Genomic DNA, 22931 nt, shown 5'->3' with positions numbered 1-22931 from the left:
TCATCGCCTGAGCATCGTCACCACCTGAGGATCATGGTCTCGTCGTGGGCCGGCGGCGCGTCGGCCACCGCGTCCGGCAGCGGCTCGGCGAGCCGGGCGTAGGCGCCGCCCCGGGCGAGCAGTTCCTCGTGGGTGCCCGTCTCCACCAGCCGGCCGCGGTCGACGACCACGATGCGGTCCGCGTCCGGCGCGAGGCTCAGATCGTGGGTGATCATGATCGTCGTACGGCCCGCCATGAGCCTGCGCAGCGGCTGCACGACCTGACGGGCGGCGACCGCGTCCAGCCCGGCCGTCGGCTCGTCCAGGACGAGGACCGGTGCGGCGCGCAGCATGGCGCGGGCGATGGCGACGCGCTGGAGCTGACCGCCGGAGAGGGCGGCCGTGCCGGGGGCGAGGGGGGTGTCGTAGCCCTCGGGCAGGGCGGTGATGAAGTTGTGCGCCGCCGCCTCCCGCGCCGCCTGCCGGATCTCCTCCTCGCTCGCGCCGGGGCGCCCGCAGGCGATGTTCTCCCGGATGGTGCCGTTGAGGACGAGGGTCTCCTGGGGCAGCAGGGCCACGTTCTCGCGCAGGAACTCCAGCGGCATGTCCGCGAGCGGGACGCCGTCGAGGGTGACGGTGCCCTGCGAGGGGTCGTAGAAGCGGGTCAGCAGCTTGGAGAGGGTGGACTTGCCGGCGCCGCTCGATCCGGTGACGATGACCAGCTCGCCGGGGCCCGCGGTGAAGCTGACGTCGCGCAGGGAGGCGCGGCGGGACTCGGGGTAGCGGAACGAGACGTTGTGGAAGCCGACCCAGCCGCGCACGGGCCACTTCGCGACCGGTTCGGCGGGGTCGGTGACGGCCGGGCGGGTGTCGAGGATGTCGTTCAGGCGCTGGGCGCCGGCGGTGGCCGCGGTGAGGGTGAGGCCGAGCTGGCCGAGGTTGCGCACCGGCGGGTAGAGGTAGCCGATGAAGGCGGCGAACGCCAGCAACTGGCCCAGCGTCATGCGGTCGGCGGAGATCTCCCACACGCCCAGGCCGATCACGGCGAGCACGCACAGGGTCTCGACGACCTCGACGAACTGCTCGTACATCTCGCTCAGCCGGGCGCCCCGCACGGACGCCCGCATCCAGGCGCGGGCCTCGCGGTCCAGGCGCTGTTCCTCGTCGCGGCGGCGGTTGTAGGCCTGGGTGAGGACGATGTTGCCGAGCGACTCCTCGACGACGGAGGTGATGGCGCCGTCGGCGACCCGCTCGTCCCGGGAGGCGGTGCGGATGCGGCCGGAGAAGCGGCGGGCGGCGAGCAGGAACAGGGGCGCGAGGACGAAGGTGGCCAGGGCCAGGTCCCAGCGCAGGTAGAGGGCGGCGGCGGAGTAGAAGACGGCCGAGAAGGCGGCGGCGACCGTGCCGACGACGCCGGAGACGACCATCTGTTCGATGGCCTCGACGTCCCCGGTCAGGCGTTCCACCAGGTCGCCCTGGCGGTGCCGCTGGAAGAAGTGCGGCGGCAGGGTCTGGACGTGCCGGAAGACCGTCGCGCGCAGGCGCAGCACGAATCTCTCGGCGGTCCAGGTGGCGAGCGAGTTGCCGAGGTAGCCGACGAGCGCGCCGAGCGCGGCCACGCCCAGCCAGGCGCCGGCCGGGCCCCAGAAGGCGGAGAGCGAGCCGGCCTTCAGGGCGTTGTCGGTGAGGTCGGCGAACAGCAGGATCGAGGCGGTCTCGGCGAGCGCGGACAGCACGACGCAGGCGATGATCACCGCCAGCCACCTGCGGTCGCCGCGGGTCAGCGGCCAGAAGCGGCGGAAGGCCTGGCGGACTTCCCTCATGGTCGACTCCTTCGGATGGTGCCCGACGGCATGGCCGAGGCGGGGCCACCGGGCGGGTGCTGCCCGCTGACCGGTGACCCCGCCTCACGGCGTGCCTCAGCCCTGGTGGCCGACGGGGCGGCGCTTGGCGGCCTTCTTCGGCGCGGGCTTCCTGGCGGCGGCCTTCGCTGCCGGAGCCGGCTTGCGGGTCTTCTTCACCGGGGTGATCTTGTGGAAGCTCATGTCTGTGTCCCTCTTCGCCGTGGTTGTGCAACAGTCCTTCAACCGATCTGCTGCAATTGCCTGTGCTTTACGTCAGTGAATTCTGCGTTAGTTCTTGTGCTCGACCGGGCGCCGCTTCGGCGCCGCCTTCTTCGGGGCGGCCTTCTTGGGCGCGGGAGCGGGCTTGCGGGTCTTCTTGACGGGGACGATCTTGTGGAAGCTCATGGTGTTTCCCTCCCTGAATTCTTTTACGGGGTGCTTACTTCTGCTTACTTCTGGCCGACCGGGCGGCGCTTGGGGGCCGGGGCCGCCTTCTTCGGCGCCGCCTTCTTCGGTGCCGGAGCGGGCTTGCGGGTCTTCTTCACCGGGGCGATCTTGTGGAAGCTCATCGTTCTCTCCTTCGCTTTCGTGTCGTCCGCGCCGTTCGCTTTCGACATGGAAAACACTACGGCATTTCCGAAGCCGGAAAAGCCAAATCGCCTTAGACGTCAATAAGAAGCGATGTGAATTGCCTCTGAAACTAAACTGCTACAGAGGTGCGGGAACTGAACCGGGGCTCACACAGGCTTTACGTCGGGCCCGCGCGTCGCACATGCGAAAGGCGGCCGCGTCGAGGACGCGGCCGCCTGGAGAGGGACGTGCGGGCTACTGGACGATCGTGATGCGGTTCGCGGCCGGCGGCGCCAGCGGGCCGGACGCCGACGAGTTCGCCGTCAGATACTCCGCCAGGGCCGCCAGGTCGTCCGTGCCGACGAGGTCGTTGACGCCCTGGCCCAGCGTGGTGAAGCCGTCGCCGCCGCCCGCGAGGAAGCTGTTGGTGGCGACGCGGTAGGTGGCGGCCGGGTCGATCGCGGCGCCGTTCAGCCTGATGGAGTCGGTGACCACGCGGTCCGCGCCCGTCTTCGTCAGGTCGAGGGTGTACGTCAGGTTCGCCGACGGCTGGAGGATCTTCGGCGCCGACGCGTTCGCCCCGCTCACCTGCTCCCTGAGCACCTGGATCAGCTGGGCGCCCGTGAAGTCCTGGAGGTTCACGGTGTTGGCGAAGGGCTGCACGGTGAAGCCCTCGGCGTAGGTGACGACCCCGTCGCCCTCACTGCCCTTGGCCGCGTAGGTCAGTCCGGCCCGCACCCCGCCCGGGTTCATCAGCGCGAGGTCGGTCTCCGCGTCCAGCTTCCTGCCGTACGCGAGCTGCGCGTCGGCGATCAGGTCGCCCATCGGGGACTCGGTGCCGGTGTTGGGGACGTCGGCGGAGATGTAGCCGATGGGGCGGTCGCCGATCGGCGCGGCCAGGGTGTTCCACTTGCCGATCAGCTCGGTCATGTCCGGCGCCTTGGCGACGGTCCGGGTGACCACGTGGTTCGCCGACTTCACCGACGTACGCGCGATGTCACCGGTGACGCGGTCGTAGGTCAGCGTGGTGTCGGTGTAGAGGCGGCCGAAGGACGCGGCCGAGGTGACCATGCGGGGCTTGCCGGACGGGTCCGGGATCGTGCAGACGTACGCCGCGTGGGTGTGGCCGGTGACGAGGGCGTCGACGGACGGGCTGATGTTCTTCGCGATGTCCACGATCGGGCCGGAGATGCCGGCGCCGGCGCCCGAGGAGTCGCAGTCGTAGTTGTACGCGCCGGAGGCCGGCAGGCCGCCCTCGTGGATCAGGGCGACGATGGAGTTCACGCCCTGGGCCCGCAGCACCCTGGCGTACTTGTTGATCGTCTCGACCTCGTCCTTGAAGGACAGGCCCTTGACCCCGTCGGCGGAGACGATGCCCGGAGTGCCCTCCAGGGTCACGCCGATGAACCCGATGCGGACGTCCTTCTTCTTCCACACCCAGTACGGCTTGAGGATCGGCTTGTTCGTCTTCTCGTCGAGGACGTTCGCGGCGAGGTAGGGGAAGTCGGCGCCCGCGAAGCCCTCGTCGGTGTAGCAGCCGTCGGTGGGGTGGCAGCCGCCGTTCTGCAGCCGGGCGAGCTCGCGCGCGCCCTCGTCGAACTCGTGGTTGCCGACGCTGGTGACGTCCAGGTCGAGCTTGTTGAGCGCCTCGATGGTGGGCTCGTCGTGGAAGAGGCCCGAGATCAGCGGGGAGGCGCCGACCATGTCGCCGCCGGCGGCGGTGACGGAGTACGGGTGTCCCTTGCGGGCCTCGCGCAGATGCGTGGCGAGGTACTCGACGCCGCCCGCGTCGAGTGTCTTCGTCGTGCCGTCGGGCTGGAGTTCGCTCACGCGCCCGGAGGAGCCCGACGGCGGCTCAAGGTTGCCGTGCAGGTCGTTGAAGGACAGCAGTTGCACGTCCTGGTAGCGGCCGGGCAGCCGGCCGTCCGGCCGTGCCTCGTGCGCGTCGGCCGGCAGCGCGGCGGCCAGGGCGCCGGCGGTGGCGAGCGCCGCGGCCGCGGCGAGCAGGCGGTAGGGCCGTCTGCGGCGCGGGTTCGGCTGGGCAGTGGCTGGCATACGCCCCCCTGTGGGTCTGCTGTGGTGGTGGACCGTCCGGCGCAGCCTAGGGTCAACGCGCGTAGCGCGACAGGGGGTTCTTGGTTACATCCTGGTTTCCCTTTGCCCTCTGCTTTGCCTGGTCGTTCCTCTTCCCCGTTTCGCCACTTTGGCCGACGCGCCCCTTACCCTCGTACGCATGACCAGCGACGACACCGCACGCCCCGGCCGGACCCGCTCCATCGAGACCTTCGTCGAACTCTCCCCGCGGCAGACCGAGGCCGTCCTCGCCCTGCTGGCGGAGGCCGCCCGGTACGACGGCCGGCAGGCGGTGTCCGAGCAGGGGCGGCTGCAACTGCGCGGCGGCCCGCGCGAGGGCATCTCCCACCTGCTGCTGACGGCCGACGACGAACTCGTCGGCTACGCGCAGCTGGAGGACACCGACCCGGTGGAGGCGCCGGCCGCCGAGCTGGTCGTCCACCCCTCGCACCGGGGGCGGGGGCACGGGCGGGCGCTGGGCACGGCCCTGCTCGCCGCGTCCGGCAAGCGGCTGCGGGTGTGGGCCCACGGCGGGCACTCCGCCGCCCGCCACCTCGCCCAGGTCCTCGGGCTCACCCTCTTCCGCGAACTGCGCCAGATGCGGCGGCCGTTGACGGGTCTCGACCTGCCGGAGCCGGTGCTGCCCGCGGGGGTGACCGTGCGGACCTTCGAGCCCGGGCGGGACGACGCGCAGTGGCTCGCCGTGAACGCGGCGGCCTTCGCCCACCATCCCGAGCAGGGCTCCCTGGTCCAGCGGGACCTGGACGACCGCATGGGCGAGCCGTGGTTCGATCCGGCCGGCTTCTTCCTCGCCTTCCGCGATGCCGAACTCGTCGGCTTCCACTGGACGAAGGTGCACGCGGAGGAGGGGCTGGGCGAGGTGTACGTCCTCGGGGTGCGGCCGGGCGCGCAGGGCGGGGGCCTGGGCAAGGCGCTCACCACGATCGGGCTGCGGCACCTGGCGGCGCAGGGGCTGCCGACGGCGATGCTGTACGTCGACGCCGACAACAAGGCGGCGGTGTCGGTGTACGAACGGCTGGGCTTCGAGACGTACGAGACGGACCTGATGTACCGGACCGAGACCTGAGCCGACGGGGGACGCGCCTCACCCGCGTACGGGTCCGAGGTGCGCCCACCGGCGTCTCAGCGGCTCCCGTACGCACACCACCGCCACCACGAGCCCTCCGCCCAGCACGGCCGCCCACCATCCGTGCGCCGCGCCCCACCTCGGGCTGTCCGCCCCGACGAACAGCCCCCACCGCTCCGGTACGAGCATCACCGCGGCCGTGAGGGTCAGCAGCCGTACCAGCACGCTCCCGCCCGGCCGCTCGCGTTCCGTGCACCGCACGGCCGCCGTCGCCAGGGCCAGCGCGCAGCCCGTGAGGGCCGCCGCCTCCAGGGTCACCGCGCCCACCGGCGGGCGGGCCGGTGCCGGTACGAGGAGCACGGCCGCCGTCCACCAGAGCGCGGCGGCCGGCACGAGCAGCGTCACCCGCAGCCCCGTCCGCAGCGGGCGTCCGGTCGGCACGGCCTCCGTGGTGCGGCGGGCGGGGTCGTCCAGCAGGAAGGCGGCCCCGGCGGCGAAGCACACGGCGGCGCCCCGCAGCAGCGCCAGGCCGTCCGCGCCGTGCATCCGGGCCACCCCCGCCAGCAGCAGCCCGAGCCCGGCCCCCGCGGCCGGCCGCCCCCGGGGCAGCGACCGCGCGACGGGCAACAGCAGCGCACGCGCCACGGCGAACGTCCCGCTCCCTACTCCCCGCACGAATCGCCGCCCCCCTTCGGCGCCTTGACGCCCAGCACCTCGGCCACCCTCGCCAACGGCGTCCGCGCGGAGGTCAGTTCGCTCCAGTGCGCCCGCACGGCGGCGGCCACCTCGTCGCGCGGGCGGCTCAGCGACTCCCGCACCACGTCCGTCTGCCGGGCGTCGAGGACGTACGGGTTCGTCGGGGTCAGCACGACTCCCGAACCGCGCACGCTGTCGTCCAGGCGGACGTCGCGGAACGCCGCCAGCGGGTGCTCCTGCGCCGCCAGCGCCAGCCAGGTGATCGTCACGGTGCGCGCGTCGCACAACTGGCCGCCGCCCGCCGCCTCGTCGCCGGTGACCAGGACGGTGGCGACACCGGCGGCGAACTCGTGGACGCGTGTGCCGCCCCAGTTCGTGCCGACGGTGACCTGGCCGGGCGTGGTGGCCGGGCTGAGCGCGCTGTCGGAGGTCAGGCCGGCCGTGGCGTCGATCCGCTGCCGTACCGTCAGCCGGGCGTGCGCCGCCGTACCGCCCGCGTAACGCTGCACGTCGGCGACGACGGCGGCCCAGTCGGCGGTGCGGCCGGACCACTCCGGGAAGGCGCAGTAGGTGGAGGTGCCGTGCGGGACGCAGGTCTGCTGGTGCTGCGGAGCCACGGTCGCCGCCCGCCGCGCCGCCGTGAGGGCGGCCGGGTCGCCCGGGGACTGGCCCGCGACGCCGGCCGCCGTCGCCGCGAGCGCGAGGCCGGTCACCGCCTTGACCGCCCGGGTGCGGCCGCCGCCGAGCAGGACCGCGAGGCACGCCAGCAGCACGGTCAGTCCGGCCAGGTACAGCGCGTGCCAGGCGGCCGGGCGGCCCACCAGGGCGGAGGGGACCGGGTCGGCGCCGCTGTCGGTGACGGACGGCATCAGCCAGGTCAGCCAGTGCGCGTCGCCCGCCTGTGTCAGCGCCAGGGCGAAGGCCACGTAGCCGCCCGCCACGAACAGGACGGTGGCCAGGGTGGTGCGGAACATCCGGGCCAGCAGGGTGCCGGTCACGCCCAGCAGCAGGACGGACAGCGGACCGGTGGCCAGTTCGGCGGGCGAGCCGTGGCCCACCGCGCCCGGTTGCAGCGCCGCCCAGGTGAACTGGACGGTGACGACGACGGCGACGACGAGCGCGTACGGCACGACGGAGAGGGCGTGGGCGAGCGTGCGCCGCCAGGGCGCGAGCGGCAGGACGTCGAAGTGGGCGTCGGTGCCGTGCCGGTGGGAGCGCAGGGTGGCCCGGTTGACGCACACCAGCAGGGCGAGGCCGACCAGTTCGGGGCCGAACTGGGTGGAGCGGTCGACGTCCTGGAGGGCGGGGTAGGTGTAGCCCCGGGAGACCAGCATCCACGCCCGGTAGGCCACGTACCCGGTCAGGAAGACGAACACCGGGATCTGCAGGGCGAGTTCGCGGGCCTCGAAGCGGGCCAGGGCCGGCACCGCCCGCCACTCGCCCGCCTCCCGCACCCGCAGCGCCGGCGCCGGTCTGGTGAGGGTGGTGCTCATGCGGTCACCTCCGTGGTCCGCGCGTCGAGGGTGAGCAGATAGCCGTCCTCCAGGGTCGGTTCGAGCAGGTCGGCGCCCTCGGGCGGATCGCCGACGTTGCGGAAGGAGCCGGTGCCGGTGCGCCAGCCGGCCCGGGCGGCGGGGTCGCGCTCGGTGCTGCTCCACACGCGGCCCGCGGCCCGTGCGGTCAGCTCGGCGGGGGTGCCCTGGAAGCGGACGCGGCCCTCGGCCAGCACGATCACGCGGTGGCAGAGCATCGCCACGTCCTCCGTCTGGTGCGTGGACAGCAGCACCGTGCGGCCCTCGCCGGACTGGGCGACCAACTCCCGGAAGCGGACGCGCTGTTCGGGGTCCAGGCCGACCGTCGGCTCGTCCAGGACGAGGAAGCCGGGGTCGCCGACGAGGGCCGCGGCGAGCGCCACCCGCTGGCGCATCCCGCCCGACAGGCGCTTCATGCGCCTGCCGCGCACGTCGGCGAGGTCGACGGCGTCCAGCACCCGGCGCACCTCGCGGTGGCGGGCGGTGCGGTCGGTCAGCTCCTTGAGGATCGCCACGTAGTCGACGAACTCGAAGGCGGTGAAGTCCGGGTGGAACCCGGGGCTCTGCGGGAGGTAGCCGAGCGCGCGGCGCACCTGGTGGCGGCCGGCCGCCGTGCCGGGGTCGTGGCCGAGCACGGTGAAGGTGCCCCGGTCGGCGGGGATCGCGGTGGCGAGAACCCTGAGCAGCGTGGTCTTGCCGGCCCCGTTGGGTCCGAGCAGCCCGGTGACGCCCTCGCCCAGGCGCAGCGAGACGTCGTCCAGGGCGGGCGTGCCGCCGTAGCGGAGGGTCAGGCCGGTGGCGGTGACGGTGGACGTCATACGGAACTCCCGTGCGTGAAGGCGGACTTGGGGGCGTCGAACCGGTCCCGCAGCCGGTGCAGCAGCAGCGCGGCACCCACGGCGAGCACGCCCGCCGCCGTCTGTCCGGCCGCCGTGAAGGGCGCCGGTGTCGCGCCGTGGGCCGCCGCGTGTGCGGCCACCAGCAGCCCGAGCCACGCCCCGCCGGTCAGCGCGGGCGCGAAGACCGGGCCGAGCCGGGGCATCAGCGCCAGCCCGGTGCCGGTGAGGGCGAGGGCGGGCAGCAGCCAGGCCAGGGCGCGCAGCCCGTACTCGGGCAGGGCGAGGGTGGCCAGGCCGTTGAGGGCGAGGCCCGCGGCGAGGACGGCCACCGTGCGGATCATCAGCAGCCGGAAGCCGTGCAGCGGGGCGACGACGGTCATCTCGTGGGTGGGGTCGAGCCCGGGGCCGTAGGCCATGGCGACGCCCGCGAGGGGCAGCAGCGGGGCCAGGGCGAGGAAGAGGGCGGGCGAGTCCGCCGTGTGCACCATCAGCACCGTCATGACCAGCACGGACACCACCGCCAGCAGCCAGGAGCGGCGCAGCACGGGGGTCGCCGTGAGCAGCCGTGCGGTGTGCTCGGGCACCCCGAGCCGCGTCAGCAGCCGCTCGGCCACGCCGGGGCGTGGCGCGTCCAGTTCGGCGTCCAGGCGGGCCCAGCCGGCGTCGAGGCCGGTGGGGTCGGTCAGGTCGGCGACCACGCCCCGGCAGCGGGCGCAGGAGACGAGGTGGGTGTCGGCGGACCACAGGGACGGGGCCGCCAACTCGCCGCGGACGTAGGCTCGTAGATCCTCTTCGGCCACATGCCAGGTCATGCCAGCGCCTCCCGCAGTTGCTTCCGGGCCCGCATCGCCCGTGTCTTGACCGTCCCCGGCGGGATGCCGAGCAGGACGGCGGCCTCGCGGGTGGTCAGCCCGTCGACGACCGTCGCCTGCAGCACCGCGCGCAGTTCCGGCGACAGCCGGACGAGGGCGCCCGCGAGGTCCCCGTGCTCCACCCCCGCGAGCACGCGTTCCTCCGCGGACGCCTCGTCCCGGTGCCGCAGCCGCGCCAGCGCCTGCCGCAGCCGGCCGCGCGCCCCGTCGCCGCGCAGCGCGTCGACCAGCCGCCGCGACCCGATGCGCCACAGCCAGCCGGCCGCGTCCGCCGAGGCGACGTCGTCCCGGTAGCGGGCCGTGCCCCGCCAGATCGCCAGGAACGTCTCCTGGACGACGTCGTCGACGACGGCCGGGTCCGCGCAGCGGCCGCGCAGCCGGGCCGTCAGCCAGGGGGCGTACCGGCGGTACAGCTCCTCGAAGGCCCGCCGGTCGCCGTCCGCGGCGGCCCGCAGCAGCTCCCCGTCGCTTCTCGTTTCGCTCACGTCTCCTCATCGGACGGCGCGGGCCGATCGGTTCACACGGCCGGGCTTGACTTTCGCAGACCCCTGCCACCACCCTTTCACTACTCAATTAGTGAAAGGGTGGTTGTACGGGTGGTCGAGTACCGCATCGACCGGCGCTCCGGCGTCGCCACCTATCTGCAGATCGTCCAGCAGACCAAACAGGCCCTGCGCCTGGGCCTGCTGGAGCCGGGGGACCGGCTGCCCACGGCCCGCGAGGTCGTGGAGGCCACCGCGATCAACCCCAACACCGTCCTGAAGGCCTACCGGGAACTGGAGCGCGAGGGCCTGGTCGAGGCCCGCCGCGGCCTCGGCACGTTCGTCCGCCAGGGCCTGAGCACCGCCCCCGCCGACTCCCCGCTGCGGGCCGAGCTCGCCGACTGGGCCCGGCGCGCACAGGCGGCCGGCCTCGGCCGCGAGGACGTGGACGCGCTGTTCACCGCCGCGCTGGACGAGCACTTCCCCAAACCCGACGAGCACCTCCCGAAGGGGGACCAGTGAGTTCCACCCGCACCACCCCGGCCGTCGCCCTGGAGGCGACCGGGCTCGGCATGCGCTACGGCCGCCGGGGCGCCCACGCCCTGGACGGCTGTACGTTCCGGCTGCCCGCGGGCCGGGTCAGCGCACTGGTCGGCCCCAACGGCGCGGGCAAGTCCACCCTGCTGCGGATGGCCGCCGGCCTGCTGCGGCCCACCTCCGGCACGCTCACCGTCTTCGGCGCACCGCCCGGCGAGCTGCGCGAGCGCGTCTCCTACCTGGGCCAGGACAAGCCCCTCTACCCGCGGCTGACCGTCGCCGAGACCCTGCGGCTGGGCGCCGAGCTCAACCCCGTCCACTGGGACGCGGCCCACGCCGCGGCAATCGTCGAGCAGGGCGCCCTCGACCCGGCGCTGAAGGTCCGCGAGCTCTCCGGCGGCCAGCGCACCCGGGTCGCACTCGCCCTCGCCCTCGGCAAGCGGCCCGGGCTGCTGCTGCTCGACGAGCCGATGGCCGACCTCGACCCGCTGGCCCGGCACGAACTGATGGGCACGCTGATGGCCGACGCCGCCGAGCACGGCACGACGGTGCTGATGTCCTCGCACATCGTCAGCGAACTCGCCGACGCCTGCGACCACCTGCTGCTCCTGAACGGCGGCCGGATCCGGCTCGGCGGCGGCATCGACGACCTGCTCGCCGCGCACACCCTGGTCACCGGCCGGGGCACGCCCGCCGACCTCGCCCCGCACACGGTCGTCGAGTCCCGCGCCACCGGCCGCGGGCTGACGGCGCTGATCCGCCGCGAGGGCCCGGTCGCCGGGGGCTGGGTCACCGAGGAGCCGTCCCTGGAGGAACTCCTCCTCGCCCACCTGCGCTCCCCCGGCACCCCCGCCCTGCTCACGCCGGGCACGACCGTGACGACGACCCCCCAGGCGGTGACCGCATGACCACCCTCGCCCCCGCTCCCCGCACCGCCGCCGCGGGCCGCCGCCTACCGGTCCGCCCCCGCGGCCTGACCTGGACGGTCCTGCGGCTGCACCGCACCGCCCTCACCCTCTGGCTCCTCTTCGTCGCCGCCACCGCCGGGTTCCTGCTGTGGCTGACCGGGCCCGGCGCCGACGCCACGCAGCGGAAACTGGAGACGTACGGCTACAGCGGGGTCCTGGAGGCCGCCTGGAGCGCCGGCACGATCGGCTCCTTCACCTCCGGCGCGTACAACGACCTCTTCTACAACCCCGACACCCTCATCACCCTGGCCTCCTTCGCCCTGGCCCTGTTCGCGGCCGGCCCGCTGACCGCCCGCGAGCTGGAGAACGGCACCGCGCAGCTGGCCTGGACGCAGTCCGTCTCCCCGGCCCGCTGGCTCGCCGCCAAGCTCACCGTGCCGGCGTGCTTCGTCGTCCTCGGCACGGGGCTGCTGGTCCTGCTCTACCGGCGGCTGTGGGCGGCCCACAGCAACCTGCTGGCGGCCGGTATCGGACCGCGCTCCCTGTACTTCTCCCTCGGTCCGGCCACCGTCGCCGCGCCGCTGCTCGGCCTGGCCCTCGGCGCGCTCATCGGCCTCGCCGTGCGCCGCGTCCTGCCCGCGATGACGCTCAGCGGCCTCGCGTACTTCCTCGTCTACGCCTTCCGGGGCAACCACTGGCCCTTCCAGGGCCGCTACCGGCAGCCGGACCTCACCTCCCACAGCTGGGCGGTCACGTCCACCGGCGCCGAAATCGACGACCCCGGCTGCCAGGACAGCCTGAAGTGCCTCGCGCACCACGACGTCGTCCGTTTCGGCCGGGAATACCTGCCGTCGCCGGACTACTGGCCCCGCCAGCTGCTGGAGACCGGCGTCCTGCTGGCCCTGGCGGCGCTCGCGGTGACCGCCGCGTTCCGGGTGGTGCGACGCGCGTCGAGGTGAGCCGCGGGTGGCGGCGCCCCCGTCATGTGGACGCGCGGGAGCCGCCTCCAGATTTCCCGCACGCCATGTCGCCGTAACCAATGGTTCAGACGGGCTTGCGACGCTCGGCCAATGACGCCCGCCGTGCCAGAGCCTTCGCCGCCCCCCGAGGGGAGCGCGGGGAACGGGGACGCCCGCCGCTCCGTGACCGCTCTCGAACCCGCCGCTTCCGACGCGCCCGTCATGCCCGTTGCGCGGAAGAATGGGTCCATGAGCCAGTCGAACCCCCAGGCAGAGGTCCAGCACGTCCAGCCCTCCGTGGGCTCCATAGCGGCGCACCGCCCGCACACGGTGGCTGCCACGGTCTCCGATCTGGAGCCCGACATCCCCGACATCGACGCCGATCTCGACGCCTACGAGGAGACCCAGCAGGACGGCGTCCAGCTCCCGCAGGGTCGTTTCCTCGACCGGGAGCGCAGCTGGCTCGCGTTCAACGAGCGGGTCCTCGAACTGGCCGAGGACCCGAACACGCCCCTGCTGGAACGGGCGAACTTCCTCGCCATCTTCGCCAGCAACCTGGACGAGTTCTTCATGGTCCGGGTGGCCGGCCTGAAGCGCCGTATCGCCACCGGCGTCGCCACCCGCTCCGCCTCCGGCCTCCAGCCGCGCGAGGTGCTGGAGATGATCTGGGCCCGCTCCCGCGAGCTGATGGCCCGGCACGCCGCCTGCTTCCACGAGGACGTCGCCCCCGCCCTCGCGGAGGAGGGCATCCACCTGATCCGCTGGAGCGAGCTGACCGAGAAGGAGCAGGCGCGCCTGTTCACGCTCTTCCGGCACCAGATCTTCCCCGTCCTCACCCCGCTGGCCGTCGACCCCGCGCACCCCTTCCCGTACATCTCCGGCCTGTCGCTCAACCTCGCGGTCGTCGTCCGCAACCCCGTCACCGGCCACCGGCACTTCGCCCGCGTGAAGGTGCCGCCGCTGCTCTCCCGCTTCCTGGAGAGCTCCCCGGGCCGCTACGTCCCCATCGAGGACGTCATCGCCGCCCACCTGGAGGAGCTGTTCCCGGGCATGGAGGTGCTGGAGCACCACGCCTTCCGGCTCACCCGGAACGAGGACCTGGAGGTCGAGGAGGACGACGCCGAGAACCTGCTCCAGGCGCTGGAGAAGGAGCTCATGCGGCGCCGCTTCGGGCCGCCGGTGCGCCTGGAGGTCGAGGAGTCCATCGACCGCGAGGTGCTCGACCTGCTGGTGCGCGAACTGAAGATCTCCGAGGCGGAGGTCTACCCGCTGCCCGGCCCGCTCGACCTCACCGGCCTGTTCCGCATCCACGGCCTGGACCGGCCCGAGCTGAAGTACAAGAAGTTCATCGCCGGCGTCCACCGCGACCTCGCCGAGGTCGAGTCGGCCTCCGCGCCCGACATCTTCGCCGCCCTGCGCACCCGGGACGTGCTGCTGCACCACCCCTACGACTCCTTCTCCACGTCGGTGCAGGCCTTCCTGGAGCAGGCGGCCGAGGACCCCGACGTCCTCGCCATCAAGCAGACGCTGTACCGGACGTCGGGCGACTCCCCCATCGTCAACGCGCTCATCGACGCGGCCGAGGCCGGCAAGCAGGTCCTCGTCCTGGTCGAGATCAAGGCCCGCTTCGACGAGCACGCGAACATCAAGTGGGCCAAGCGCCTGGAGGAGGCCGGCTGCCATGTGGTGTACGGCCTGGTCGGCCTGAAGACCCACTGCAAGCTGTCCCTGGTGGTCCGTCAGGAAGGCGACACGCTACGGCGCTACAGCCACGTCGGCACGGGCAACTACCACCCCAAGACGGCACGGCTGTACGAGGACCTGGGCCTGCTGACGGCCGACCCGCAGGTCGGCGCGGACCTCTCGGACCTCTTCAACCGCCTGTCCGGCTACTCCCGCCGGGAGACCTACCGCCGCCTGCTGGTGGCCCCCAAGTCCCTTCGTGACGGCCTGATCTCACGGATCAACAAGGAGGTCCAGCACCACCGTGCCGGACGTCCGGCGTTCATCCGCATCAAGGTCAACTCGATCGTCGACGAGGCCGTCATCGACGCGCTCTACCGAGCGTCCCAGGCCGGTGTGCCGGTCGACATCTGGGTGCGCGGCATCTGCGCCATCCGCCCGGGTGTCACGGGCCTTTCGGAGAACATCCGGGTCCGCTCGATCCTCGGCCGGTTCCTCGAACACTCACGGGTGTTCGCCTTCGGCAACGGCGGCGAGCCGGAGGTGTGGATCGGCAGCGCCGACATGATGCACCGCAACCTCGACCGCCGTATCGAGGCCCTGGTCAGGGTCACCGACCCGGCCCACCGCGCAGCCCTGAACCGGCTGTTGGAGACCGGCATGTCCGACACCACCGCGTCCTGGCACCTTGGCCCGGACGGCGCGTGGACCCGGCACGCCACCGACGCGGACGGCCAACCCCTGCGGAACATCCAGGAGATGCTCATAGACGCCCGGAGGCGCCGGCGTGGCACAGCAACACCTTGACCCGACGGACCCCACGGCCGGGCCGGCGACAGGCGACGCCCTCGCGGGCTACCTGCGGGCCCAGGCCACCGAGTTCCTCCGCGCCCTGCGGCTGCACCGGGAGACCGGTACGGCCGGGGGCAACGGAGGCACCGCGGGACACCCCCCGGAGGAGTCCGTCGACGCGGCGCGCGCCCTGCGCCGCTCGGTCCGCCGCATCAGCGGCAGCCTGCACACCTACCGCCCCCTGCTGGACGCCGACTGGTCCGAGGCCCTGCGGCCCGAACTGGCCTGGCTGTCGGGGACGTTGTCGATGGAGCACGCGTACGCGGGCCGCCTGGAGCGGCTGCTGCTGGCGCTGCACCGGCTGTCGGGGGCGGCGGTCTTCCCGGCCCAGTCGGCGGCCGCGGCGACGGCCGCCCCGCCCGCCGTGCCGTCGCACGCAGCGCCCCCCGCCCCGGACCGCGGCAACCTCACCGTGGGCGCGGCGAAGGCGGGCGCCCTGCTGGAACGCCAGCTCACCCTCGCCAAGACGCGCGCCCACAGCACCGCCCTGCAGGCCCTCGGCTCCAGCCGCTTCCACGCCGTCGCCGACAAGATCGCCGTACTCGCCAGCGAGGTCCCGCTCACGCCCGGCGCGCCCGGCACCGACCTGCGCCCCCTCGCCGCCGCGGCCGAGGAGCGCCTCACCGACGCCATCGCCGCGCTGCCCCTGGTCACCGCCGGCCACCCCTACAACGCGGAGGCCCTCGTCCACGGCCTCTCCCCCGACCCCGCCCCGCACCCCCAGGACGCCCCCTGGCACCAGGTGCGCCTGCTGCTGCGCCTGCACCGCTACGCCCGCGAGGCCCTGTACGGCGACGAGGCCCCGCTGGACGTGCGGCTGCTCACCGCGGGCCAGGCCCTGGACCGGCACCGGGACGCCTCGGAGGCGGCGGCCGCCGCGGCCTCGGCGGCCCGTACCCCGCGCATCGCGCCGGCGACGGCCTACGCGCTCGGCGTGCTCCACGCGGACCAGCGACACGAAGTGGAGGCCGCCCGGTTCGCGTTCCAGCAGTGTTGGCAGAAGCAGGTGGTGAGTACGTGACCGATACCGACCACACCCTCGTCCAGGCGGCCGGCTGCGTCCTGTGGCGCCGCTCCCCGATCGACGGAGAACGGGAGATCTGCCTCGTCCACCGGCCCAAGTACGACGACTGGTCGCATCCCAAGGGCAAGTTGAGGCGCGGCGAGGACCCGCTGGCCGGCGCGCTGCGCGAGGTCGAGGAGGAGACCGGGTACCGCGCGTCGCCCGGGGCCGAGCTGCCCACCGTGCGCTACATGGCCAACGGCCGCCCCAAGCAGGTTCGTTACTGGTCGGCGGAGGCCACCGGCGGTCACTTCACCCCGAACGACGAGGTGGACCGCATCCTGTGGCTCTCCCCGGCCGCCGCCCGCAGCCGTCTGACCCAGTTCCGCGACCGGACCCTCATCGACGAGCTACTGCCGCTGTAACTCCGAGTGGTGCTCGGCGTCCGTCCGGGCCTGGCTGCGGGCTCTGCGGGCCGGACCACGCCATCCGCAACTGCACCGGGCCACGCAGAAACGGCCCTCTTCGACGGTCTGTGTGCGGTGTTCCGGCTGAGCCACGCCGACAACGTTACCCAGGCCGGGTAAACGCCGGATGTGAGGCGTGACGGCCCTTCCCACCCCTCGTTAACCCGACGACGGGGCACCCGTGACGGACGTACCGGCTGGGGGTAGGGCAGGCGATGGCTAGGCGGCAGCACACGCACGCGGTCGTCACGGCGGGACTGCTGGTCTGGGCCTGCGGCTGTGCCGGCCACGGCACCGACGACTCCAGGGCGTCCGCCGACCCGGTCGCGACCGTGCGGCGGGCGGCCGGCACGCTGGTCGCGGCGGGCAGCTCCAAGGCGAGCACGTCGATGGAGATGGCCTCCGGCGGCACCCGGGTCACCATCCGCGGCGAGGGCGTGTACGACTACCGCCGGCAGCTGGGCCGGCTGCGGGTGGAGCTGCCGCGGGACCCCGCCGGCGCCGCCGAACACCGGCCCATCACGGAACTCCTCGCGCCCGGCGCCCTGTTCATGAAGAACCGGGGCGCCGGCGTCCCCGCCGACAAGTGGGTGCGAGTGGACACGGCCACGCTCACCGACGGCAACCTGGTCACCGGCGGGGCCACCGACCCGTACGCCGCGGCCGAGTTGCTGCGCTCGACGCGCTCGGCGACGTATCTGGGCCGGACGGAGTTCGCGGGCACGCGGGTGTGGCACTACCGCGGGACGACCGAGCTGGCGCCGGCGGTGGCGAAAGGGTTCGCCGGGCGGGCGGTGCCGTTCGACGTCTACCTCGACGAACAGGGCCGCATCCGCAAGATCCGGCACCGCTTCCGGTTCGTCAACGGGCGGCAGAAGGACGCCGTCGCGGTGTGGTCGACGACGCTGCTGTACGACTTCGGCACCCCCGTCACCGTACGGCTGCCGGACCCGCGGGACATCTACGCCGGGAAGATCGCCGAGCAGTGATACGGTGCCGCGTCGCGGTGACGGGCGTCGAGAACTAGCCCGTCCGTGCCATGCGCGTTGTGTAGGCCACTCCCTACTCTAGGAAGTCGGTGACGGCAGAGATGAGGTGATGCACGTGGCTCCGGTCGGCGGTACGGCAGTTCAGGACCACGTCGCCCTCGCCGAGATCGAGCTGTGCGGAGAGCTGATCATCGCGGCCTCGGCCGCCCGCGGGGACCGGCTCAGCCTGGAGAGCATCGACGAGGTGCTGAGGGTGACCGAGGAACGCGACGCCGCCTCCCGCGACTGACGCCCGTCAGGTGCGCAGGAGGCGGGCGATCGCCTTCGTCGCCTCGTCCACCTTGGCGTCGATCTCGTCGCCTCCCCTGAGGGCCGCGTCCGCGACGCAGTGCCGCAGGTGCTCCTCGAGGAGTTGCAGCGCGAAGGACTGCAGGGCCTTGGTGGAGGCGGAGACCTGGGTGAGTATGTCGATGCAGTAGACGTCCTCGTCGACCATCCGCTGCAGGCCGCGGATCTGGCCCTCGATCCGGCGCAGCCGCTTGAGGTGCTCGTCCTTCTGCTTGTGGTACCCGTGCGTCACGTGGGCGGGGTTCTCGGAGGGCGCCGTCGCGCCGGCCTCGGTGGTCGTCATCGCGGCCCCCTTGTCGAAGATTGTGGAGACGAGTTTGCGGCATATACCCCTAGAGGGTATATCGTAACGAAGTTTGCTGGGTATAGGGCCCTTGGTACGCCCCCGTACTGATCACTCTGCCTGATGGGCGACACTGGTGGGCGGCCCGATAGCCGTGGCCGGATGATGCACTTAGCATCAGCCTGACCGAAACCGATGCACCCCGAGGACCCCTTGTGCGATTTCGTCTGACCCCCAGGGAGACGAGCTTCTACGACATGTTCGCCGCATCCGCGGACAACATCGTCACCGGCTCCAAGCTCCTGATGGAACTGCTCGGGGCGGACGCACCTGCCCGAGCCGAGATCGCAGAGCGTATGCGGGCCGCGGAACACGCAGGTGACGACGCCACGCACGCGATCTTCCACCAGCTGAACTCCTCCTTCATCACGCCGTTCGACCGCGAGGACATCTACTCCCTCGCCTCCTCCCTCGACGACATCATGGACTTCATGGAGGAGGCCGTCGACCTGGTCGTCCTCTACAACGTCGAGGAGCTGCCGAAGGGCGTCGAGCAGCAGATCGAGGTCCTCGCGCGGGCCGCCGAGCTCACGGCGGAGGCCATGCCGAACCTGCGGACGCTGGACAACCTCACCGAGTACTGGATCGAGGTCAACCGGCTGGAGAACCAGGCCGACCAGATCCACCGGAAGCTGCTCGCGCACCTGTTCAACGGCAAGTACGACGCCATCGAGGTGCTCAAGCTCAAGCAGATCGTGGACGTCCTGGAAGAGGCCGCCGACGCTTTCGAGCACGTGGCGAACACGGTGGAGACCATCGCCGTCAAGGAGTCCTGAGGCGTCGATGGACACCTTCGCTCTCATCGTGACCGTCGCGGTCGCGCTGTTCTTCACGTACACCAACGGCTTCCACGACTCCGCGAACGCCATCGCGACCTCCGTCTCCACCCGGGCGCTGACCCCGCGGGCGGCCCTGCTGATGGCCGCCGTGATGAACCTCGCGGGCGCCTTCCTCGGCTCCGGGGTCGCCAAGACCGTCAGCGAGGGCCTGATCGAGACCCCGGACGGCTCCAAGGGGATGGGCATCCTCTTCGCGGCCCTGCTGGGCGCGATCGTGTGGAACCTGGTCACCTGGTACTACGGCCTGCCCTCCTCGTCCTCCCACGCCCTGTTCGGCGGCCTGGTGGGCGCGGCGCTGGCCGGCGGCACGGACGTGCTGTGGCACGGCGTCCTGGACAAGGTCGTCATCCCGATGTTCCTGTCCCCGGTGGTCGGCCTGCTCGTCGGCTACCTGGTGATGACGGCCATCATGTGGATCTTCCGCCGGGCCAACCCGCACAAGGCCAAGCGCGGCTTCCGGATCGCGCAGACCGTCTCCGCGGCCGGCATGGCCCTCGGGCACGGCCTGCAGGACGCGCAGAAGACCATGGGCGTCGTGGTGATGGCCCTGGTGATCTCCGGCCACGAGACCTTCGGCGACCCGATCCCGGTCTGGGTGAAGATCGTCTCCGCGGTGATGCTGTCGCTGGGCACCTACGCGGGCGGCTGGCGCATCATGCGCACCCTCGGCCGCAAGATCATCGAGCTGGACCCGCCGCAGGGCTTCGCCGCGGAGGCCACCGGCGCGTCGATCATGTTCGGTACGGCCTTCCTGTTCAAGGCGCCGATCTCCACCACCCACGTCATCACCTCGGCCATCATGGGCGTCGGCGCGACCAAGCGGCTCAACGCGGTGCGCTGGGGCGTCGCGAAGAACATCGTCCTGGGCTGGTTCATCACCATGCCGGCCGCGGCACTGGTGGCGGCGGGCGCCTTCGGCCTGGTGAACCTGGCGTTCCTCTGAGCGGACCCGGTGAAGTCGCCGGCGCCGCGGCCGAAGGACGGTCCGTCGCCGCACATCCCGCGGAGCGCTGGGCCGGCACAGGTCCTACGACGACGGGCCCGCCCCCTGTGCAGGGGGCGGGCCCTTCACCGTCCTCGCGGTGGCACCGCCATGCAGCACCGCGAGGGGTCTCGGTCAGCCGAAGCGGCCGGAGATGTAGTCCTCGGTGGCCTGGACCGAGGGGTTGGAGAAGATGCGCTCGGTGTCGTCTATCTCGATCAGCTTGCCGGGCTGGCCGACCGCCGCGAGGTTGAAGAAGGCCGTACGGTCCGAGACGCGCGCCGCCTGCTGCATGTTGTGCGTCACGATGACGATCGTGAAGCGCTCCTTCAGCTCGCCGATCAGGTCCTCGATGGCGAGGGTGGAGATCGGGTCCAGGGCGGAGCAGGGCTCGTCCATCAGCAGCACCTTCGGCTCGACCGCGATCGCGCGGGCGATGCACAGACGCTGCTGCTGGCCGCCGGAGAGGCCGGAGCCGGGCTTGTTCAGGCGGTCCTTGACCTCGTTCCAGAGGTTGGCGCCCTTGAGCGACTTCTCGACGACGTCGTGCAGTTCGCTCTTCTTGTAGTTGCCGTTCAGGCGCAGGCCCGCGGCCACGTTGTCGAAGATCGACATCGTGGGGAAGGGGTTCGGGCGCTGGAAGACCATGCCGACCTCGCGGCGCACGGACACCGGGTCGATCCCGGGCCCGTACAGGTCCTCGTCGTCCAGCAGGACCTTGCCCTCGACCCGGCCGCCCGAGGTGACCTCGTGCATCCGGTTGAGGGTGCGCAGGAACGTCGACTTGCCGCAGCCGGAGGGGCCGATGAAGGCCGTCACCGTGCGGGGCTCGACGGTCATCGAGATGTCCTCGATCGCCTTGTGGGAGCCGTAGTAGGCGGTCAGCCCGCTTACGTCGATTCGCTTGGCCATGATTACGTCACTTCCAGAAAAAGTCTTGATCGGTCGCTGTCGGCCGGTCAGCGACCGGTCTTCGGGGCCTTCCAGCGGGCGATGCCGCGGGCCACCAGGTTCAGGATCATCACGAAGGCGATCAGCGTGAGGGACGCCGCCCAGGCCCGGTCGTACGCCGCGTTCGCGCCCGCGCTGTTCGCGTACTGCTGGTAGATGTACAGCGGAAGCGACTGCTGCGCACCTTCGAACGGGTTGTTGTTGATGAACCGGTTGCCGAACACCAGCAGCAGCACGGGCGCGGTCTCACCGGCGATACGGGCGATCGCCAGCATGATGCCGGTCGTGATGCCGCCGATGGAGGTCGGCAGGACCACCTTCAGGATGGTGCGCCACTTCGGGACGCCGAGCGCCAGGGACGCCTCGCGCAGCTCGTTCGGGACGAGCTTGAGCATCTCCTCCGTGGAGCGCACGACCACCGGCATCATCAGGATGGCCAGGGCCAGCGAACCGGCGAAGCCGAAGGGCTCCATGTCGAAGATCAGCATCAGCGACAGGATGAACAGACCCGCGACGATCGACGGGATGCCGGTCATGACGTCGACGAAGAAGGTGACGGACCGGGCGAGGTTGCCGCGGCCGTACTCGACCAGGTAGATCGCGGTGAGCACACCGATCGGCGCGGCGATGATCGTCGCCAGACCGACCTGCTCCAGGCTGCCGATGATGGCGTGGTAGATGCCACCGCCGGGCTGGGAGTCGGCGACGACGCCCATCGAGTGCGTCAGGAAGTAGAGGTCGAGGACCTTCACACCGCGTGCGACGGTGACCCACACCAGGGAGACCAGCGGCACGACGGCGAGCAGGAAGGCCACCCAGACCAGGCCGGTGGCGATGCGGTCCTTGGCCTGGCGGCGGCCCTCGACCTTGGCGGCGATGCCATAGGTGGCGACCAGGAAGACCAGGCCCGCGATCAGGCCCCACTGGACCTTGCTGGACAGGTCGGCGGCCACGCCGATGACGACGGCCACGACCACGGAGCCGGCGGCGATCGCCCACGGCGACCACTTCGGCAGGGAGGCGCCGCGCAGGGTGCTGGGGCGCTTGTCGGCGATGGCGGCGGTGCTCATGCGTTGGCCCCCGAGTACTCCTTGCGGCGGGCGATGATCATGCGGGCCGCGCCGTTGACCAGCAGGGTGATGACGAACAGGACCAGACCGGAGGCGATCAGCGCGTCACGGCCGTACTCGGTCGCCTCGCCGAACTTGCTGGCGATGTTCTGGGCGAAGGTGCCGCCGCCCGGGTTGAGCAGGCTGCCGTGGATCAGGAAGTCCGGGGACAGGACGGTGGCGACGGCCATCGTCTCGCCGAGGGCACGGCCGAGGCCGAGCATCGAGGCGGAGATCACACCGGAGCGGCCGAAGGGCAGGACGGCCATGCGGATGACCTCCCAGCGCGTGGCGCCGAGCGCCAGGGCCGCCTCCTCGTGCATCTGCGGGACCTGCCGGAAGACCTCGCGGCTGACGTTGGTGATGATCGGCAGGATCATGATCGCGAGCAGCACGCCCACGGTGAGCAGCGAGCGCGGGGCACCGCCGTCCCAGGAGAGGATGCCGGTCCAGCCGAAGTAGTCGTCGAGCCAGCTGAACAGGCCGGTCATGTGCGGCACCAGGATCAGCGCGCCCCACAGGCCGTAGACGATGGAGGGCACCGCGGCGAGCAGGTCGATCACGTAGGCGATGGGACCGCTCAGCCGGCGCGGGGCGTAGTGCGTGAGGAACAGCGCGATGGCCACGGCGATGGGGACCGCGATGACCATGGCGATGATCGAGGAGATCACCGTGCCGTAGGCCAGCACCGCGATGCCGAAGCTCGGCGGCGTGACGTTGGTGTTCCACTCGAAGGTGGTGAGGAAGTTGCCGTGGTCCTTGCTGATGGCGAGGTACGCACGGTAGGTGAGGAAGACCGCGATCGCGGCCATGATCACCAGCAGCAGGATGCCCGACCCACGGGAGAGACCGAGGAAGATCCGGTCGCCGGGCCGGGTGGCACCGCGGGCGTTGCGCTTCTGCTCGGCCTCGGTCGGCTGCGGGAGAGGGGGTGGTGTGTCTTCTACGTTCTTGGTGGTTATGTCCATCGGGTTCTCCGGTCTGCGA

The 22931-nt window shown here is 72.0% G+C and carries 23 protein-coding genes; 11 read left to right on the top strand and 12 right to left on the bottom strand.

The genetic code is table 11. The features are described from left to right. Positions 1 to 17: 17 nt before the first annotated feature. From ACYF6T_RS10025 to ACYF6T_RS10015, 3 genes are all read right to left on the bottom strand, one after another. Positions 18 to 1802, bottom strand: a complete 1785-nt coding sequence (locus ACYF6T_RS10025) for an ABC transporter ATP-binding protein (protein WP_461695266.1) — start codon at positions 1800 to 1802, stop codon at positions 18 to 20. A 96-nt stretch (positions 1803 to 1898) separates the two neighbouring features. After that, positions 1899 to 2024, bottom strand: a complete 126-nt coding sequence (locus tag ACYF6T_RS10020; RefSeq protein WP_461695264.1) for a hypothetical protein — start codon at positions 2022 to 2024, stop codon at positions 1899 to 1901. Positions 2025 to 2648: 624 nt separating this feature from the next. After that, the gene (locus ACYF6T_RS10015) at positions 2649 to 4448 is read right to left on the bottom strand and encodes a bifunctional metallophosphatase/5'-nucleotidase (protein WP_461695262.1); all 1800 of its coding nucleotides are present in this window, start codon (positions 4446 to 4448) and stop codon (positions 2649 to 2651) included. A gap of 178 nt (positions 4449 to 4626) precedes the next feature. Between ACYF6T_RS10015 and mshD the strand changes: the two genes are divergently transcribed. Beyond that, a complete protein-coding gene (gene mshD, locus ACYF6T_RS10010; RefSeq protein WP_461695261.1) occupies positions 4627 to 5553 on the top strand; it encodes a mycothiol synthase in 927 nt (308 codons plus the stop codon). Between the two features lie 18 nt (positions 5554 to 5571). Here mshD and ACYF6T_RS10005 read toward each other — a convergent pair whose 3' ends face one another. The 5 genes from ACYF6T_RS10005 to ACYF6T_RS09985 are packed head-to-tail and all read right to left on the bottom strand — an operon-like array spanning position 5572 to position 9977. Continuing rightward, entirely contained in the window at positions 5572 to 6198 is a 627-nt protein-coding gene (locus ACYF6T_RS10005) for an ABC transporter (protein WP_461695260.1), read from the bottom strand. Positions 6199 to 6215: 17 nt separating this feature from the next. Next, the gene (locus tag ACYF6T_RS10000; protein ID WP_461695259.1) at positions 6216 to 7742 is read right to left on the bottom strand and encodes an ABC transporter permease; all 1527 of its coding nucleotides are present in this window, start codon (positions 7740 to 7742) and stop codon (positions 6216 to 6218) included. Then, complete coding sequence (locus ACYF6T_RS09995) at positions 7739 to 8599, bottom strand: ABC transporter ATP-binding protein (protein ID WP_461695258.1); 861 nt, start codon at positions 8597 to 8599, stop codon at positions 7739 to 7741. Before ACYF6T_RS09995 ends, ACYF6T_RS10000 begins: the two co-directional genes overlap by 4 nt. After that, the gene (locus ACYF6T_RS09990) at positions 8596 to 9432 is read right to left on the bottom strand and encodes an anti-sigma factor (RefSeq protein WP_461695256.1); all 837 of its coding nucleotides are present in this window, start codon (positions 9430 to 9432) and stop codon (positions 8596 to 8598) included. Before ACYF6T_RS09990 ends, ACYF6T_RS09995 begins: the two co-directional genes overlap by 4 nt. Continuing rightward, entirely contained in the window at positions 9429 to 9977 is a 549-nt protein-coding gene (locus tag ACYF6T_RS09985; RefSeq protein ID WP_461695254.1) for an RNA polymerase sigma factor, read from the bottom strand. The genes ACYF6T_RS09990 and ACYF6T_RS09985 overlap by 4 nt, the downstream gene beginning before the upstream one ends. Before the next feature lie 111 nt (positions 9978 to 10088). Here ACYF6T_RS09985 and ACYF6T_RS09980 point away from each other — a divergent pair, with 111 nt between their 5' ends. The 8 genes from ACYF6T_RS09980 to ACYF6T_RS09945 all read left to right on the top strand — a co-directional run bounded on the left by ACYF6T_RS09980 (position 10089) and on the right by ACYF6T_RS09945 (position 17661). Beyond that, complete coding sequence (locus ACYF6T_RS09980; RefSeq protein WP_461695253.1) at positions 10089 to 10496, top strand: GntR family transcriptional regulator; 408 nt, start codon at positions 10089 to 10091, stop codon at positions 10494 to 10496. After that, a complete protein-coding gene (locus ACYF6T_RS09975) occupies positions 10493 to 11419 on the top strand; it encodes an ABC transporter ATP-binding protein (RefSeq protein WP_461695252.1) in 927 nt (308 codons plus the stop codon). Before ACYF6T_RS09980 ends, ACYF6T_RS09975 begins: the two co-directional genes overlap by 4 nt. Then, a complete protein-coding gene (locus ACYF6T_RS09970) occupies positions 11416 to 12378 on the top strand; it encodes a hypothetical protein (protein ID WP_461695251.1) in 963 nt (320 codons plus the stop codon). Before ACYF6T_RS09975 ends, ACYF6T_RS09970 begins: the two co-directional genes overlap by 4 nt. Positions 12379 to 12627: 249 nt before the next feature. Beyond that, positions 12628 to 14868: an RNA degradosome polyphosphate kinase gene (locus ACYF6T_RS09965; protein ID WP_461695249.1), complete on the top strand. Its 2241-nt coding sequence runs from the start codon at positions 12628 to 12630 to the stop codon at positions 14866 to 14868. Next, complete coding sequence (locus ACYF6T_RS09960) at positions 14849 to 15934, top strand: CHAD domain-containing protein (protein ID WP_461695247.1); 1086 nt, start codon at positions 14849 to 14851, stop codon at positions 15932 to 15934. The genes ACYF6T_RS09965 and ACYF6T_RS09960 overlap by 20 nt, the downstream gene beginning before the upstream one ends. Next, positions 15931 to 16341 (top strand): NUDIX hydrolase, encoded by a 411-nt coding sequence (locus ACYF6T_RS09955; protein WP_461695245.1) that lies wholly within the window; start codon positions 15931 to 15933, stop codon positions 16339 to 16341. The genes ACYF6T_RS09960 and ACYF6T_RS09955 overlap by 4 nt, the downstream gene beginning before the upstream one ends. A 257-nt stretch (positions 16342 to 16598) precedes the next feature. After that, a complete protein-coding gene (locus tag ACYF6T_RS09950) occupies positions 16599 to 17372 on the top strand; it encodes a hypothetical protein (protein WP_461695243.1) in 774 nt (257 codons plus the stop codon). Positions 17373 to 17481: 109 nt separating this feature from the next. After that, positions 17482 to 17661: a hypothetical protein gene (locus ACYF6T_RS09945; RefSeq protein ID WP_461695241.1), complete on the top strand. Its 180-nt coding sequence runs from the start codon at positions 17482 to 17484 to the stop codon at positions 17659 to 17661. A gap of 6 nt (positions 17662 to 17667) precedes the next feature. On the opposite strand, the gene ACYF6T_RS09940 is transcribed toward ACYF6T_RS09945, so the two are convergent. Beyond that, positions 17668 to 18003: a metal-sensitive transcriptional regulator gene (locus ACYF6T_RS09940; protein WP_461695240.1), complete on the bottom strand. Its 336-nt coding sequence runs from the start codon at positions 18001 to 18003 to the stop codon at positions 17668 to 17670. A gap of 215 nt (positions 18004 to 18218) precedes the next feature. Between ACYF6T_RS09940 and ACYF6T_RS09935 the strand changes: the two genes are divergently transcribed. Both ACYF6T_RS09935 and ACYF6T_RS09930 read left to right on the top strand, forming a co-directional pair. Continuing rightward, positions 18219 to 18839, top strand: coding sequence for a DUF47 domain-containing protein (locus tag ACYF6T_RS09935; RefSeq protein ID WP_030941586.1), 621 nt, complete (start codon positions 18219 to 18221; stop codon positions 18837 to 18839). A 7-nt stretch (positions 18840 to 18846) separates the two neighbouring features. Beyond that, positions 18847 to 19845, top strand: coding sequence for an inorganic phosphate transporter (locus ACYF6T_RS09930; protein WP_461695237.1), 999 nt, complete (start codon positions 18847 to 18849; stop codon positions 19843 to 19845). Positions 19846 to 20019: 174 nt separating this feature from the next. Here the strand turns inward: ACYF6T_RS09930 and pstB are convergent, their stop codons facing one another. The 3 genes from pstB to pstC are packed head-to-tail and all read right to left on the bottom strand — an operon-like array spanning position 20020 to position 22912. Beyond that, on the bottom strand, positions 20020 to 20796 hold the full coding sequence (gene pstB, locus ACYF6T_RS09925) for a phosphate ABC transporter ATP-binding protein PstB (protein ID WP_461695236.1): 777 nt from the start codon (positions 20794 to 20796) through the stop codon (positions 20020 to 20022). Positions 20797 to 20843: 47 nt separating this feature from the next. Further along, positions 20844 to 21905, bottom strand: coding sequence for a phosphate ABC transporter permease PstA (pstA, locus tag ACYF6T_RS09920; RefSeq protein ID WP_461695234.1), 1062 nt, complete (start codon positions 21903 to 21905; stop codon positions 20844 to 20846). Next, the gene (pstC, locus tag ACYF6T_RS09915) at positions 21902 to 22912 is read right to left on the bottom strand and encodes a phosphate ABC transporter permease subunit PstC (RefSeq protein ID WP_461695232.1); all 1011 of its coding nucleotides are present in this window, start codon (positions 22910 to 22912) and stop codon (positions 21902 to 21904) included. The genes pstA and pstC overlap by 4 nt, the downstream gene beginning before the upstream one ends. Positions 22913 to 22931 lie beyond the last annotated feature (19 nt).

This window comes from Streptomyces sp. 7R007 (assembly GCF_054850255.1).
Note: the sequence above shows the minus strand (reverse complement) of the source record. Positions and strands in the feature narration are given on the sequence as shown.